Source organism: Gimesia chilikensis, assembly GCF_007744075.1.
Lineage (GTDB): Bacteria > Planctomycetota > Planctomycetia > Planctomycetales > Planctomycetaceae > Gimesia > Gimesia chilikensis_A.
The window spans coordinates 4451263-4467138 of sequence record NZ_CP036266.1 but is presented as its reverse complement, the minus strand read 5'-3'; the positions used below and the strand labels follow the sequence as shown (position 1 = coordinate 4467138).

Annotated in this window: 9 protein-coding genes; 5 read left to right on the top strand and 4 right to left on the bottom strand. The window is 52.0% G+C overall.

What is annotated here, in order from left to right:
• Window positions 1–23 precede the first annotated feature (23 nt).
• A complete protein-coding gene (locus HG66A1_RS16745) occupies window positions 24–2045 on the bottom strand; it encodes an efflux RND transporter periplasmic adaptor subunit (protein ID WP_145186307.1) in 2022 nt (673 codons plus the stop codon).
• Window positions 2046–2733: 688 nt separating this feature from the next.
• Between HG66A1_RS16745 and HG66A1_RS16740 the strand changes: the two genes are divergently transcribed.
• The 3 genes from HG66A1_RS16740 (at window position 2734) to HG66A1_RS16730 (ending at window position 7403) form a co-directional block, all read left to right on the top strand.
• Window positions 2734–3708, top strand: coding sequence for an efflux RND transporter periplasmic adaptor subunit (locus HG66A1_RS16740; RefSeq protein ID WP_197996629.1), 975 nt, complete (start codon window positions 2734–2736; stop codon window positions 3706–3708).
• A gap of 62 nt (window positions 3709–3770) precedes the next feature.
• On the top strand, window positions 3771–5996 hold the full coding sequence (locus HG66A1_RS16735; RefSeq protein ID WP_145186301.1) for a biotin/lipoyl-binding protein: 2226 nt from the start codon (window positions 3771–3773) through the stop codon (window positions 5994–5996).
• A 60-nt stretch (window positions 5997–6056) separates the two neighbouring features.
• Entirely contained in the window at window positions 6057–7403 is a 1347-nt protein-coding gene (locus HG66A1_RS16730) for a sulfotransferase family protein (RefSeq protein ID WP_145186298.1), read from the top strand.
• A 26-nt stretch (window positions 7404–7429) separates the two neighbouring features.
• Here HG66A1_RS16730 and HG66A1_RS16725 read toward each other — a convergent pair whose 3' ends face one another.
• On the bottom strand, window positions 7430–8755 hold the full coding sequence (locus HG66A1_RS16725; RefSeq protein WP_145186295.1) for a HEAT repeat domain-containing protein: 1326 nt from the start codon (window positions 8753–8755) through the stop codon (window positions 7430–7432).
• A 509-nt stretch (window positions 8756–9264) separates the two neighbouring features.
• Between HG66A1_RS16725 and HG66A1_RS16720 the strand changes: the two genes are divergently transcribed.
• The gene (locus HG66A1_RS16720; RefSeq protein WP_145186292.1) at window positions 9265–10542 is read left to right on the top strand and encodes a PQQ-binding-like beta-propeller repeat protein; all 1278 of its coding nucleotides are present in this window, start codon (window positions 9265–9267) and stop codon (window positions 10540–10542) included.
• Between the two features lie 206 nt (window positions 10543–10748).
• On the top strand, window positions 10749–12332 hold the full coding sequence (gene purH / locus HG66A1_RS16715) for a bifunctional phosphoribosylaminoimidazolecarboxamide formyltransferase/IMP cyclohydrolase (RefSeq protein ID WP_145186289.1): 1584 nt from the start codon (window positions 10749–10751) through the stop codon (window positions 12330–12332).
• Between the two features lie 82 nt (window positions 12333–12414).
• Here purH and HG66A1_RS16710 read toward each other — a convergent pair whose 3' ends face one another.
• Window positions 12415–14010, bottom strand: coding sequence for an arylsulfatase (locus HG66A1_RS16710; RefSeq protein ID WP_145186285.1), 1596 nt, complete (start codon window positions 14008–14010; stop codon window positions 12415–12417).
• Between the two features lie 249 nt (window positions 14011–14259).
• A complete protein-coding gene (locus tag HG66A1_RS16705; protein ID WP_145186281.1) occupies window positions 14260–15714 on the bottom strand; it encodes a porin in 1455 nt (484 codons plus the stop codon).
• Window positions 15715–15876: the final 162 nt, after the last annotated feature.

Here is a 15876-nt window from a genome sequence, read left to right as displayed (position 1 = left end):
TTTTCAGTATCGTCTGTCGGCTGTTAGAACCAGAAGTAACGACGGGCGGTTTCCACCACATCACCGAACAGCACATAGAACAGGCTGCGTTCACCGCAGTCGATCTTGGCACTCACTTCCGCACCAATTCGCAGCATCGGCAGTGCTTCTTCATCGAATGTGGCATAGGTTTCCACAATCGATCCTACCTCTTCGGCGTGATTGGCCCGTGTTGAGATTTCGGTGACTTCCCCTTCGTAGGTCAGTTCGTTGGACGTTGCCAGAATGAATTCGACGGGCAACTCGATATCGCCCTTTTTCTCAGCAGCTCGGAGGATGTGCCCCATCCGTTTTTCTTCCACGTCCAGTTCCAGCTGCCAGGGACCGTTGGGATCCATGATCTCCATCAGCAGTTCACCCCGCTGCACCGGACGGTTAATCAGCAGCTGTTCAACCTGGAATGTCGTGACGACGCCATCGATGGGAGCCCGCACATTCAGTTTATCCAGTCGCTCGTTCAGAATCTCCAGATGCCGTTCGGTACCTGCGATCTGCGTGCGTGTTTCAAATAATTTACCACGGAGATTGATGATATCTTCCACCGGGCGTTTATTGTTGGAGTCCGATTGAAGCTGGGCATTCACTGCCAGCATCGACAGGCGGAGTTCGTTGAGTTTGTTTTCCGCATCTACGGCCTGGGCTTTCAGGTCTTCGTTGCGGATTTCCACCAGCAGGTCACCTTTTTTCACCTGCTGACCACTCTCCACGTGAATCTTGACGACTTCGCCTTCCCAGTTAGTAAAGACTTCCCGCTGAATGGTCGGCATCAGTCGACCGTCACAGTTGACTCGATAATCATAGGGAACCATCGCCAGTGTCACGCCGGCAGCGACAAGCAGAGCGATCACGACCAGGGTTTTAACGAGAGTTTTACCACGCAGCGAAGCAAAGATGCGTCCGACCATCCGCCAGAGCGGCATCAGGAAAATGCTTTCGTAGTTGCGGGAATTGGCAATCCCGCTGGCGATGTGCCCCGACAGCAGATCGGCGCGGCTTTCCAGATGAGGTCGCGGCTGGCTGTCGGTGATCTGTTCGACGATCAGACCGCCAATCAGTTTGCGAGGTTTATCGCTGGTACGTCCCAGGGCTTCGTCATCATTTTTGACAATTTTTTCCGGTTCGAAAAGCGGCACGATCATGATCATGCGGGTTCCGCTTTCCTGCAGGTAATCGGCCAGGGGTTCTTCTATCTGCGGGGGAATGGCATCGACCGACCCTGAGTAGATGAAGGTCTCACGCATCGCCAGAACTTTGTTGGAGAGCTTGGAGAGCAGTCGGACCGTGTTGGCCCGCTTGTTGACTTTGTCCTGTCCGTTGATTGCTTCGATGACTGTTTTTCTGCCGTACTGCATCGCCAGACTGACACGGTCGGCATTCAGGAGCTGACGACCATCATTCACGACGGTAGCCGCGACTTCAGACAAATCCAGGCTGCGGTGCAGCTGCTGAACGAACTGGTCGACTTCTTCCCAGACTTCGAGGGATGCATCCGACTGATTGGCTTTGTCGCGCTCTGTCAGATAATGCGAGGCATAGCCGGACATCTGCTCGACAAACTGCAGGTAACCTGAGTGAGCCTGTTTAGGAGCATTCGACCGCTGGAAGATTTCGATGACACCGACCGGTTTTTTGCGAATCGTCAGTGCCGCCACCACGATCAGGTTATCGGTGGGGAGGTGGACATCGCTCTCACCATCGGCGGTAAAGATGCGTGCTTCAGCCGTGGAAATGACATCGGAGAGCAGTCGCTGGTTCTTCAGAATCGCCTCTGGTTCTTCGTAGAAACCGGTGTCTGCCAGGTTGACTTCACTTTTGATGGTCAACCGACCGCTTTCATCGATTAACCAGGCAGCACCTGCCGTTGCTCCCAGTCCAGCTACCACGCGTCTGAGAAATTCACGGAAGAATGTCTCGGGGGCGACGTTGGAATGAGCAAACTCTTCGATTTCCCGCGCAATACGAATGACACGTTCACGGGTCTGAGTGGGCGATTGAGTGCTGGTCATAGAGTTAACTTACCTGTTTGATCGATCGATGGATTTCCGTTTTCCATTTCTGAAACGAGACTCTTTCAGAAATTATACGGTATGTTTGACGTAAACTATGGTTTTTTGCTGGTTCCACACGCGATTTTCACTGTGTGGACAATCTTACATACCCTGATTTTATTCGGGGGGAAGGGCGAATGCAAAAAGACAATTTGTCGTAAATCTCTTTTTTTTCGCATGTTGCGGAAAAGAAACGGACAAAGTGAGTAATCGGTCCAGTAGCCCGGAGCCATAAAAACATACCCTGTTATAAGAGACGGTCAAATATTTGAAGTATAACATGCGTAGAATCAGAACAGGCCATAATTGGAAAATAGAACATGACTTACGGTCAGGCATTGTCTGGCAGGGAGCTTGGGAATCGTCTCGAAAATCGAAAACAGGATAAGCTGGGTAAAGTATTCCGGTTGTGATGACCTGCTGCGGGAGTTCAACATGTCGTTATGTTCTGAACTAGCCCGTGAAAAACGTTTGTTCCACTTCAGAAATTGCTTGTGAGTAGTGTGAACCGGGCGTTAGATATGAGGCACTGAAGTGTCTATATTTATATATGTCAGACTCTCCAGTCTCGACCAGCGTTGAAATGCAGGCTTTTTGCTTCGGGAACCTTAAGATTCAGTATTAGGATCAGGATATGAATTTCAAAATGAAACACGTGTTGTACACAATGCTGCTGACCGCAGGATGCAGTCTCGGATATGCAGGAACGACCCTGCTGGCCGAAGACAAAGCCACCGAAAAGAAAGCCGCTGAAAAGAAAGCTACCGAAAAGAAACCGACTGCAAACCCCGAAGCTGCCATCTCTGTTGGTGAGTGCCGGATTAAACTGATCGACCGCGTCATCCTCGGCAGCGATCGTCCCGGCGTGCTCGAGTTTGTCGAACCCAACGAAGGGGAGCGAGTCACAAAGGGCCAGGTGATCGCAGGCTTAAAAAGTGATGCCCTGAAGGCAGCCCGCCGGACAGCAGAGAAGAAGGCCACCAACGATATTGAAATTCGCTATTCCAAGAAGGCCCGCGACACCGCCTACGTTGAACTGGAAATGAACAAGGATATCAATCGACGGGTTCCCAACACGATTTCCGTACTCGATATCAAACGCCTGACCCTGAACGCAGAAAAAAGCGATCTGCAGATCGAACAGGCAGAGTTGGAATTCGATATGAATAAGCTGCAACTCAATGAAATCGACGCCCAGCTCGAAGAAATGAAAGTCATCGCTCCCTTTGACGGCATCGTCACCAAAAAATTCCGTTCAACTGGCGAAGTCGTCCGTCACGGAGATGAAGTTCTGGAACTGGTCAGCACCAACCGGGTCAAAGTGGAAGGTTATGTGAATATCCAGGATACCTGGAAGTTTCATGTGGGAACGCCCGTCGAAGTCCAGCTGGACATTCATGGTATCCGTCTACCGGTTGAGAACGAAATCTTCAACGGCAAAATTACCTTTATCGATGTCGAAGTCGAACCCATCCACGGTAAATCAATTCGGGTCTGGGCCGAAGTCGAAAATCCGGAAAACATTCTCAAAGCAGGCTACATGGCCACAATGAAAATACTGCCGGATAAATCAGAACCCAAAGTGGCGCAGGGAAGCCCGGCAAAAACAATTGAGGACTAAGCTGTTCTCGTAGACTGAAGAAGAAGCGACATTTCTTAATCTGCCAGGAATCCTGACCACATATGAGTACTCTTAGCGAATCCATGACATCCTCAACGGAACGACCGATTCCGCTGAGCGTGCGCGATGATTTAATCAGCAAATGGATTCATTACAAAGGACTGGGTTACTGGGTCATCAAAGACCCGGTCTCCCTGAAATACACGCGGCTGCATCCCGAGCAATACTACATTCTGAATCTGCTCAATGGAGAACGCAGTCCGGAAGAAATCCGTGATGAAGTTCACCGACAGTATCCCACTCTGCTACTTTCCATCTCTGAAATTCAGCAGTTGATTTCGGACCTGTATCGTAAAGGGCTGCTGACCAGCGGACGTCCGGGACAGGGAGTCACCCTGATCAAGCAGTATCGCGAAGAGACGAAGAAGAAATTCTTCTCCACCGTGAAAAACCTGCTCTATCTCAGGCTGCCCGGCTGGGACCCGGAAACAACGCTCCAGAAAATGTATCCCTATGTGAAATGGATGTGGAAACCCTGGGCGACCACCATGTTCGCTCTGCTGATCCTGTCTTCATGGATTCTGATCGGCGTGCAGTTCGAAGCGTTTCGCAGTCGACTCCCGGAATTCCAGCAGTTTTTTGGCTGGCCCAACCTGATTTACATGTGGTTCGTGCTTGGAGCGGCGAAAGTTGTCCACGAATTCGGGCACGGTCTCTCCTGCAAGCATTATAACGGGGAGTGCCACGGGATGGGGATCATGTTCCTCGTCTTCAGCCCCTGCCTGTATTGTGATGTCTCCGATTCCTGGATGCTGAGAAATAAATGGCAGCGAATCATCATCGGCGGGGCCGGGATGTATATCGAAGTCATCATGTCCGCCATCGCGGTCTGGATCTGGTGGTTTACCAAACCGGGACTCCTGAACCACCTGGCTTTGAACCTGTTCTTTATCTCTACCGTGACGACCGTGATCTTCAACGCGAACCCGTTGATGCGGTTTGACGGTTATTACATGATGAGTGACCTGCTGGAGATTCCCAACCTGAGGCAGAAAGCCGATAAGCATCTTCGCGATACTTTCGCCTGGTACTGCCTGGGAATTGAATCGCAGCGGGATCCCTTTATGCCGGAAACCGGTAAATTCTGGTTCATTGTGTATGCGGTTTCTGCAGCGGTCTACCGCTGGTTCATCATGTTCGGGATCACATTGTTCCTGTATACCGTCCTGAAACCATATGACCTGCAGAGTATCGGTATCACTCTGGCGGTGATCTCTGTCGTCTCATTCATTGGTGGGATTATCTATAACATTTACAAAATTATTGCAGCTCCAAGGACCGAACCCATGAATTACTTCAAAGTCTCAGCGACTGTGACTGTGGCTGTCGCTTTGATCCTGGGAATTCTCCTGATCCCAGTTCCCATGCATTTTGAGGCACCTTTCGTTGTCGAAGGTTACGGCGTGAAAGATGTCTACACCACCGAGCCGGGTAGACTGGAACAGGTCTATGTCGAACCCGGACAGCAGGTCAAGCAGGGACAACTGCTCGCGCGGATCGTCAACATCGAGAAAGAAGACAAGCTCTATCGTCTGAAAGAAATCGAACGTAAAGTTCAGGAAGACGAGATCTACAAATATCGCGCACTGGGAGATCAGGCAGGCGTCAAGGTGGCCAAGGAAAAACTGGCGACCATTGATGAGCAGATTGCCGAGATCGAAGAACAGCTCAAGCATATGGAGGTCATCGCACCCATCAGTGGGAAAGTGGTCGCCCCGGCACGGAAACCGGAACCGAAATTATCGGACTCCCGCAAACGGCTTTCCGGCTGGTACGGGACTCCCCTCGATCCCCGCAATGCCGACTGCTATCTCGACAAAGGGACGCATATGCTGAGCATTGCTCCGGAAGAACGTTTCCAGGCCGTGCTCTATATCGACCAGGAATACCGCAACGATTTTCAGATCGACCAGCAGGTGGAACTCAAAATGGAACACCTGCCGGAGAAAATCTACACATCGAAAATCGAACGGGTCGCTCATGGGCATCGGGATTATGTCCCTCCCACGCTCTCGAATAAAATGGGAGGTGAACTGCCTACGGTAACGGACAAAGACGGCAACGAAAAACTGACCAGTACTGCGTACCAGGCGATCGTACCGCTGGAAGAGGATGTCTTCCTGTTCCGGACTAACATGCGGGGCAAAGCGCGATTCCTTGTAAGTCAACTGACGACCGGCCAATGGCTCTGGCGCTACTTCCGAAAAACATTCCACTTCCGTCTCTGATCCGATCGGGGAAGAATTAGTAAAAGGGAATACTCTTCAGAACCTGATTTCGGGAACAGTATGAACAGCATCATCGCGGAAGCGGTCCAGTTACTGCAGCAGAATCAGCCGCTAAAAGCAGCGGAAATCTTAAGCCCTTACTATTATGCGAATCTGGATAACCCCCGGTTCCTGCATTTCTATGCCCTGGCGAAATCACAGTCAGGTGAGCACCGTGTGGGGGTGGATCTACTCAACAAAGCCATCGAACTGCAACCGCAGGTGGCCGAGTACCATCACAACCTGGCTGCCATCTACAGACTGATTGGTGAGTTCCAGCTGTCTGAAGCTCACTACCTGACTGCCCTGCGGCTGAAGCCCGATTATGCAGAGGCTTATTTCAATTACTCCGCCACCAGGAAATTTACCGCCGACGATCCGGTGATCGAACTGATTGAACAGCAGGCAGCCCGAAATGACCTGAGTGACGAAGATCGCTGCTTCCTCGGTTTTGCCGGCGGCAAGATCTTTAATGACATCAAAGACTACGAAAAGGCATTCACCTATTACGAAATGGGGAATCGCTGTCGAAATGCGAAGTTTGATGTGGATGAGTTTCGAAAGGGAATTGACCGCACAATCGAAGTCTTCTCTGCAGATACAATTCAGGAGCTGTCTCAATACGGTTTGCAGACGGACCTGCCGGTTTTCATCATTGGAATGCCTCGTACAGGGACGACCCTGGTCGAGCAGATCCTTTCCAGTCATCCGCAAGTACACGGTGCAGGCGAACTGAGTGACATCTCCAGTATCGCCAGTACCCTGCCGCGACATACTCCGGGGCAGACACCGTATCCCGAGTGCATCCATCAGTTACCCACCAATGCGTTCTCCGGATTTGGACAGGCTTATCTGAAGCGTCTGCGCACGTTCGACTCACATGCCAGTCGCATCATCAATAAGATGCCGGGGAATTTTCTTCATCTGGGGCTCATTACAATTCTGTTTCCTCAGGCGAAAGTCATTCACTGCCGGCGCGATCCCCTCGATACCTGTCTCTCCTGCTATTTTCAGCGGTTTCGCCAGTGGCACGAATACTCACATGATCTCAAAGATCTGGGGCGTTACTACCTCGAGTACGAGCGCTTGATGGAGCACTGGCAACAGGTTCTACCCCAGAAGCCTTACGAACTGGCATACGCCGACCTGGTTCAGAATCAGGAAGCCATCTCCCGGGAACTGGTTGAATTCATCGGCGTCGACTGGGATGACCAGTGCCTGGATTTTCATGCCAATCAGCGTCCTGTGACGACCGCAAGTAACTGGCAGGTAAGGCGTCCCATGAACCGTTCCGGCCTGGAGCGGTGGAAGAATTACGATCAGCATCTGGGCGGCTTACGGCAGGTGCTGGCCGGTGAAGAAAACTGAAAACCGGGAGCCGATTTACGGATACCTCACGGAATTGCAGGGATGATTCCCGTCTGGTTTTCAACCGATGACCACCAGAGTCGCCACAGTCGCTGGTTATAACCGAAATTCTGCTCGGTCAACTTCTGCAGGGCATCCAGTACCGCGCTGTTCTGGTGGACATGTTTGACTGAGACAGTCCGCATGCGGACTTTGGGTTGCTGTGAGGGGAGGACGATCACCCCGTTGGGATAACGCCCGGCCAGCAGTCCCGCTTCTATCTCGGGTGGCAACACCACCCCTGAACCGCCGAACGATCCATTGCTGTTGAAACTGTACGTCGAAGTGGCATCCGGAACGCGAACCCGATAAGTATGGCTGGTCGTCAGGGCGTCGATCAGTTCAGGGACGACCTCTCGATCTCCAATCGCCGCTAGTCCCGCTCCGGCACGCTGGACGATCAGATTCGATTTGTGCTTCAACGCTTCAATGAAGAAGACGATCGCCTGAGACGCATCGCGTGCGGAAAGCGCCTGCAGTGCCGCATCGCGAATCGCCTGATGCGGATCTGTCAGTGCGAGTTCCGCCAGTGGTCGCAACGGAAGGTGCCCGGGAATCTGCTGCAACGTCGTCACCAGCAGAGACCGCAGGCTCAGATTCTCATGTTTCCCCAGGTTCCTGGCCAGACCGGCGACCGCGTTAGGATCGTTGATATTCTGAATGTTCTGCAGTCCTTCTGACTGGTATTGCGGATTCTGGCTGGTGAGCCAGGTGACCCACAGATTGATTTTTTTGCTCCAGGCACGTTCAGCTTCCAGGTCCGCCTGATTTTTTTCCAGCAGTTCCAGTTCTGCAGATGAAACATAGCGGCCTTTGTACTTCACATAGCCGTTTTTCCGCATGATCTGGTCGCGGGTCATCCATTCGCCATCACGTAAGGTGTATCCCAGGGCGGCCCGTGCTTGCTCATGATCGGGATCAAGCTCGATCACTTTTTCCAGTTCCTGCAGACGAGGCGTCGTCAGGAAATTCTCGCGACACCATTCCGAAAGCTCAAGATGGGCTTCGACAGTGTTCTCTATCTGGTGCGCCCTGGATTCGTATTCTTCAATCACCAGGGGACGGTTCGTCACGAACTCGATCTGCTGAGCATCAACGCTGATGCGACCTCCACTCAGTGTTTCGATGGTGCGTGTAGTCTCACCGCCAGCGCTCTCTTTCAGCAGCTTACCGCGAATTTCTCCCCCTTGTTTCAGCTTGATCAGATCGGCGCGAACCTCTTGCGCTGAATGGCTCAGTCCCAGTGTCAAACACAGGACCACCGCCAGTCTGAAAACGCCTGGAAACATCGAAGCGGAGCAGGGGAGTTTCATGCCAGTTCCCTTTCAGGCTGTGAGAGGATCAAAGCTTGATTTGCAGACAGGAAAACTGCAGTTATTTTAACACATCCAGGACGGACTGAGTAGTTCCTGTTTCGCAGGAACGCAGGATTACCGCAGCATCCGACAGGAACCGCTTAATCAGTAAATCCGTCAGCATCAATAGTTGGCTGGGAACTGCCTGCTACTGAATAACGTGCGAGGACTGTTTGCATCAACCAATTTGATAAATCTGTTCAGTTTTGATGGTGAAAATTCTTCGAATCTCGGCGGAACAATGCTGGATTCCAGCTTGGTTGTGTAGGTAGAATAGGGTGAGTGTGATATTTCTGGAGTCAGGAGCAGGCCAGAATATTACCTGTTTTTACAGACTCTTTCGGTGTCTGATGAATCCATCATGTAGACTTGAGAGAGGGAGGCCTCGCATCATTTCTGATGTCTGAGAGCATTCTCCGCGAATTTGAATCACCCGTTCTCCTAAATCATTCTGGAAAAGATTGAATATGTCTGGTTGGAAGATGCCCAAGTATTTGATTCTGGCGCTACTGGTTATGGGGCTGTGCTCTGAAAATCTGCAGGCGCAACGCTTAAACGAATCATCCGTGGGACTGACGGTTCCAACCCAGCGTTCGCTGGTCAAACATAATCTGGAACGGGTCTGGTGGGGCCAGGCCACAGTGGACCCTCACCGGGACCGCATCGTCCATCTGACGCTGGATGAAGTTAATATCTACGCGATTTCCACTTCCGGGATCATCACTGCTTTCAATAATGAAACAGGAAAGAAGCTCTGGGCGACACAGATGGGGCGGGGGAATAACGCCAGTTATCCGCCGGTTTCCAATTCAAAATACGTGTTCATCACCGTCGGAACGAAGATCTATTCCATCGACCGGATGAATGGTGAGATCGACTGGGAACTGCAGCTTCCCACATCAGCTTCTACCAGCCCGACCGTTGACGAAGACGCACTTTACGTTGGCACACTGGATGGTCGAGTTTATGCCTGGAATCTGCGAAAACTGAAAGAGTTGAGCGGCGAATCCAAGTTACCCGCCTGGCGTGATCTTGCCATTCGCTGGACCTTCCAGACAGGCGATGCCATTACGACTCCTTCGCTTGTGACTCCCCGCGCTCTCGTATTTGCCAGTCAGGACGGATCGCTGTATTCCGTCACCTTGTCCGATCGAAAGCTGACGTATCAGTTTGAAACCGACGCACCGATTGCCACCGATCTGGCAGAAAATAAAAATAGTGTATACCTCGCATCCGAGGATCAGAACCTGTATTGCCTGAATATTCTCAATGGTATTGTCCGCTGGAGAATCCGTACCTCATTTCCGATTCGTATTCCGGTCATGGTTCTAGAGAACGAAGTCTATCTCTCTTCACGCAAGAGCGGCCTGTTCCAGCTCTCCAGTGAAACCGGTATGGAAGAATGGTGGCAGCCACTGGGTTCGACCTTTATTTCCATGTCACCCACCCGGGTTTATGCCACGGATGAACTGGGGAATCTGCTCGTGCTGTCCCGTAAGGATGGAGCACTGCTCTCTGCGGTTCCTCTGCGAAAGTATCAGGTCAAGCTCATGAACGAATTGAACGACCGTATTTTCTGTGCTTCTGAATCAGGCGTCATTCTCTGTCTGAAACAGAAAGATTTACCGTTCCCGATTCGCTTCAAGCACCAGGATAAATACCCGATTCTGCCCGAAGTGGCTCCCGAACCTGCTGCGGATAATGCGAATACCGAAGCTCCGGCGACTGAAAACCCTGTTCAGTAAACAGGTTCGCCTCTTCTGCTGAAGCAGGGTATGCCTCGTTTGTTTTCTGACCAGAGAGTGGCTAAACTGACCTCTGGTTGAGTGCCCGAGAGAATGATTCTGTGGTCTGTGTCAGGCAGGCCCCCTTTCGCCGCGCACTCAGGTACGCTTTTTCTCTCTCAGAAATACTGTATTTCTGTATTCTTCGGAAATTGATTTAGAAACAAATGAGCGATTCTTATCCGCGTCGGGCGTTGGTCAGTGTCAGTGACAAATCGGGTCTGGATGATTTTGTCAAAGGTCTGGCTGAACTGGGTTTTGAGTTTATCTCCACGGGGGGCACACGCCGTTACCTCGAAGAGCAGGGAGTCAATGTCATTGACATCTCTACTTACACGGGCTTCCCTGAGATCATGGATGGACGCGTCAAGACTCTGCATCCCAAGGTCCACGGCGCCATTCTGGGACGTCCCGATCTCCCCAGCGATGCGGCTTCGATCAAAGAGTTTGAAATCGTACCGTTCGAACTGGTGGTCTGTAATCTGTATCCCTTTGAAGCCACGATTGCCAAGCCGGATGTGACCCTGCCCGAGGCAATCGAACAGATTGATATCGGCGGCCCCAGCATGGTTCGTTCCGCTGCTAAGAATCATGCCTATGTCGGCATCGTGACCAATCAGTCACAATATAATCGTGTGCTCGATGCACTCAAGACTGGTCCGCTGACTCCCGAATTTCGACTGGAACTCTCTGCCGCTGCGTTTGAAATGACTGCACGCTATGATCGGGCCGTCGCTAATTTCATGGCTTCGGTTTTGCCTGCGGAAGCAGATTCACAAAGCCGTTTCCCCGAATCGGTCAGCATCAATCTGGTGAAGCGCGATCAATTGCGTTACGGCGAGAACCCGCACCAGGGAGCCGCTTTCTACGCCGAACAGAATCCACCGGCAGCCAGCGTCGCCCAGGCAGAGCAGTTAAACGGTAAAGAACTGTCCTACAATAATTACCTGGACCTGGATGCCGCCCTGCAGATTGCCAGTGACTTCGATCAGCCAGCCGCTGTGGTCATCAAACACACCAATCCCTGTGGCTGTGCCACTGCAGAGACGCTCGCTGAAGCGTTCGAAAAAGCTTACGCCGGTGACCCGGTCAGTGCCTTCGGTTCGATTTTAAGTTTCAACCGTCCTGTCGATCAGGCGACGGCAGAAAAACTCTGCGAACCCAATCGGTTCATTGAAGCCATCATCGCCCCGGATTATGAACCCGCGGCTTTCGAACTGCTGACCACAAAGCCTAAATGGAAAAAGAATGTTCGTCTGATGAAGTGCCCGATGATGCAGGAGCCGGCTGAACCGAGCCTGGATTATCGTCGTGTATCCGGCGGTCTGCTGGTGCAGGAAAAAGACGAACTGCGTGACGATAAGAGCGACTGGAAAGTCGTCACAGAACGCGAGCCTACGCCAGAAGAACTCAACAGTTTAAGCTTTGGCTGGGTTGTCTGCCGCCACGTGAAATCGAATGCGATCGTCATTGCCAAAGATGAAATGCTGCTCGGAGCCGGAGCAGGGCAGATGAGTCGTCTCGATTCATCTTATATCGCCGCTTACAAAGCCGGTGATCGGAGCCAGGGTTCAATCGTCGCATCAGACGCGTTCTTCCCCTTCCGCGACGGTGTGGATGAAGCTGCTAAAGCAGGCGTGACCGCCATTATTCAGCCCGGCGGTTCCGTGCGGGATGAAGAAGTCATCGCTGCCTGCAATGAGCACAACATCGCGATGATCTTTACCGGTCGCCGTCATTTCAAACACTAAGCCACTGAGATTGACTGCTGACGCAAGAAGCTTAATACGAATATCGCCGTGTGATGGGTCTGAACCTGTCACACGGCATTTTTTATTTCGCATTCACACGTTTGTGCCAGGCAGCATACCGCCGGGATAAAGACTCGACTTTCTCCGGATGTTGGGCTGCCAGGTTAGTGGTCTCGGTGCCATCGTCTTTCAGATTGTAGAGTTCCCACTTTGTCGGCTGCTGGCGTGGTCTGATCGCTTTCCAGTCACCACTGATGATGGACTGCTGGCGGGGCAGGTCCCAGCAGAGTTCCGAATACGGCTTGCGTTGTTTCCCCTCAAATACGGGCAACAGGCTCTGACCTTCGACTGGTAGAGGGTGACGACCTTGAAACTCCTGGGGATACTCGGTCCGGGCAATATCCAGAAATGTGGGCATCAAGTCCATCACATGTCCCGCCTGTCTGGTGACAGAACCTCCCTGCTGGATGACTTTGGGCCAGCGAACGATGAGTGGCGTGCGGATCCCACCTTCGTAACCTTCCAGTTTTGTCCCCCGGAAAGGCGTATTGCTGGTCGTCGCCCAGGCCAGACCGTAGGCGGCAAAGGTATCATGGGGGCCAGGCATGTGATCAGGACCACTGCCCGGTTTGATTGGCACCTGGTCGCGTCGCCAGTTTTTGTTGGGACGTTTCTCACTGAATCCCATGCCACTCTGTGAGGGAGCCAGCCCGCCATCGGGGGCGGCACCATTGTCAGACAGAAAAATGACCAGCGTATCTTCTGCTGCGTCCGCCTTTTTCAGAGCTCGCAGTAATTGTCCCAGACCACGGTCAATCGATTTCACCTGGGCTGCATACACGGCCATCCGTTCTGCCTGCCAGCGTTGATTTGGTTCCCCGGACCAGTCGCGAATGCTGGCTGACCGAGGTGCTAACTCCCATTCCTGTGGAATCAGTCCGGTTGACCGTTGATGTGCAAAACGACGGGAACGAACCTGATCCCAACCTTGTGTCAGGTATTGTTCACGGTAGCGGGCGATTTCCTGTTCCCGGGCATGCAGGGGCCAGTGCGGGGCGATGTGGGCGACATACAGCAGAAACGGCTGTTTGCCAGTCAGTCCTTCCTGAAGAAACTGCAATGCGTGATCATTGAGGGCATCAGTCAGGTAAAAATCGTCAGGCAGTTCAATTCGTTTGCGATCCAGGTAATACGGATTCTGGGCGACTTCATGAAAGTAGCTGATTTTACCCTGGCACATCGGCCCGTAAAAACGATGAAATCCCCGATCGAGGGCAGAGTCTCTCCCCTGCCACTTTCCGACCATCATTGTCCGATACCCGGCCTGTTGCAGGACTTCACCAAATGTCACGCAGACGTCGAAATTCTTGGGTTCGTTCCAGCGATCTCCACGATGACCTGTCTGCTGGCAATAAAGCCCTGTCAACAGAGAGGCCCGCGTGGGGCCACAGATGGCATTGTTATAAAACTGAGTGAAACGTATGCCGTCACGAGACAGGCTGTCAATGTGCGGCGTATCGATTTCACCTCCGTAGCAGCCAATATCAGACCAGCCCAGGTCATCCGCCATTACAAGTATGATGTTGGGACGCTGATCAGAATTATCAGATCCCCACAAAACAGAACAGCTGAAAAGCAGCGGTAACAACAGGCAGGAGCGGAGCAACATTCGGTTCATGGCGAGTCAATCAGGCTGAGATACGGCGAGAACAGGAATAGAACACATTCAAGACGCTGTTTCTCATCTTACCAGACTGATTTCAGAGACGTCAATTTTCGATAGAATAAACAGAAACGGATCAGAGCAAAATCGCATACCACACTGCGCAAAAGAAGAGAGCCTTCCCGAATCAGGAAGGCTCTCTTTGATTTCTACCACATCATTCGGGATTGGGAATGACGGGTGATTCAATCGTGATCGTTGGTCTTAGAAGACGAGGATTACGTCAGTACCAACGGTGAACTGGCTGTCCTTGGTTCCACCATTAGAGGTTTGCCAGGGATCTGAACCGTCAGCCCAGTCCCAGCGGATTTCAGGACGAACCTGAATGCAGGAGTTGAGCTTGTGGTTGATACCAGCTGTAATTTCGTAGTAGTTCGTGCCAGGAGCACCCAACTGGGTACCGTTGTGGTCACGCCACCATTCAACACGCATACCAGCACGGGTTGAATCGCAGATATCGTAGAACAGGTACTGGTTGATACCGTAAGCTTCAGCTGTTACGCCAGCAGCATTAGCGTCACCGTTCGGGTAGAACATGTGGTCGTGCTGGAATACGTAGCTCAGGTTTTCAGACAGTTTCTGCTGAGCAACAAGGCTGAAGATGGTCAGGTTGGAAGTACCACCAAAAGCGTCGTTTTCACCACCAGAGCTGATGGCGAATGTGACGGAGGTGTCTTCACTGTCGCTGGTCCAGCCTACAGAACCCAGGAAGCTCCACTCGTTGTTCTGATTTTCAAAATCGTCCCAACCTGTGGTGATACCACCGGTCAGTGAGATGTTGTCGCTCAGGTCAGTACTGGCCAGAACCCCGGTGTGGGTAAACGGCTCATCGTACTGCATGGTATAAGCGTGTGAGTAGAAGAAGTTACCGGTTGCAGGTACAACTTCGTAACCGATAACGGTGTAGAAGTGACCGACATTGATGGTAACACCGTTTCCGATGGGGGCATAAACAGAGGCGTACATCTGCGGCATAGCCAGACCAATCTGGTTGGCAGTTGCGATGTCGTTGTTAGACCATGTTCCATCGAAGTTGGGGGTGTTGTTAGGACCACCGAATACGGCAGTATCAGCAGCGTCTGAACCGACGAGCAGGTCAACACGACCACCCCAGCCGAAGCAGTCTTCGTTGGCGGCAGCGTCTTTTTCCAGAACGAAGTACAACTGGTTCAACATGAACTGGCTGTCAGCCTGGTTGAATCCAACACCTGGTGTGTTAAGATTGTCAGCAGGACGGTTTCCGTTGAATGTAATCCCGAATTCCAGCCAGCCACTCAGTTTCCAGCCGTTATCTTCCAGGATGTTGCCACAGCCGTCGCAGTCGTCAAACAGACGAGTCAGGCGTCCGCTGCAGCAGTCTCCATCATCACCGGCTTCTTCACCACAACATGTGTTGGGATCGGTGCAGCCATCTGTCGTGCAGGTAGGGGCACAGGTTTTAGGGGCACAACATTCAGCGGTTAACCGCTCAAGTTCTACAGCCAGCTTGTCACCAGCATCCTCGAACACTTTCGTGCAGCAAGGGTTTGATGCGGGGACGCACGAGGGAGCACATCCGGCATCACCACCAAATGCTGGCGAAACAGCCATGAGACCCAGCCCGCTCAGCAGGAGCCCAGTCAGTCTGGCTTTTCGTTTCAATTCCTTCAGTTTTCGCATATTTTAACTCCTGAGTACACCTTCTTGGGTGCTTGGTCTCCATACCGTCAGAAGGGAAGCGCGCATGCTTTCCGGTAATATAGTTTGGTAGAAGCCATACTGACGGTTCAAATCAATTTCCCATCGTTAGATTAAGAGAACCAGTTACGGTCCACAAATTGA

What these genes read in the sequence shown, in the direction of transcription:
- HG66A1_RS16730 (WP_145186298.1), top strand. Translation starts at nt 6,057, where the DNA reads ATGAACAGCATCATCGCGGAAGCGGTCCAGTTACTGCAGCAGAATCAG.
- HG66A1_RS16725 (WP_145186295.1), bottom strand. Translation starts at nt 8,755, where the DNA reads ATGAAACTCCCCTGCTCCGCTTCGATGTTTCCAGGCGTTTTCAGACTG.
- HG66A1_RS16745 (WP_145186307.1), bottom strand. Translation starts at nt 2,045, where the DNA reads ATGACCAGCACTCAATCGCCCACTCAGACCCGTGAACGTGTCATTCGT.
- purH (WP_145186289.1), top strand. Translation starts at nt 10,749, where the DNA reads ATGAGCGATTCTTATCCGCGTCGGGCGTTGGTCAGTGTCAGTGACAAA.
- HG66A1_RS16735 (WP_145186301.1), top strand. Translation starts at nt 3,771, where the DNA reads ATGAGTACTCTTAGCGAATCCATGACATCCTCAACGGAACGACCGATT.
- HG66A1_RS16705 (WP_145186281.1), bottom strand. Translation starts at nt 15,714, where the DNA reads ATGCGAAAACTGAAGGAATTGAAACGAAAAGCCAGACTGACTGGGCTC.
- HG66A1_RS16740 (WP_197996629.1), top strand. Translation starts at nt 2,734, where the DNA reads ATGAAACACGTGTTGTACACAATGCTGCTGACCGCAGGATGCAGTCTC.
- HG66A1_RS16710 (WP_145186285.1), bottom strand. Translation starts at nt 14,010, where the DNA reads ATGAACCGAATGTTGCTCCGCTCCTGCCTGTTGTTACCGCTGCTTTTC.
- HG66A1_RS16720 (WP_145186292.1), top strand. Translation starts at nt 9,265, where the DNA reads ATGTCTGGTTGGAAGATGCCCAAGTATTTGATTCTGGCGCTACTGGTT.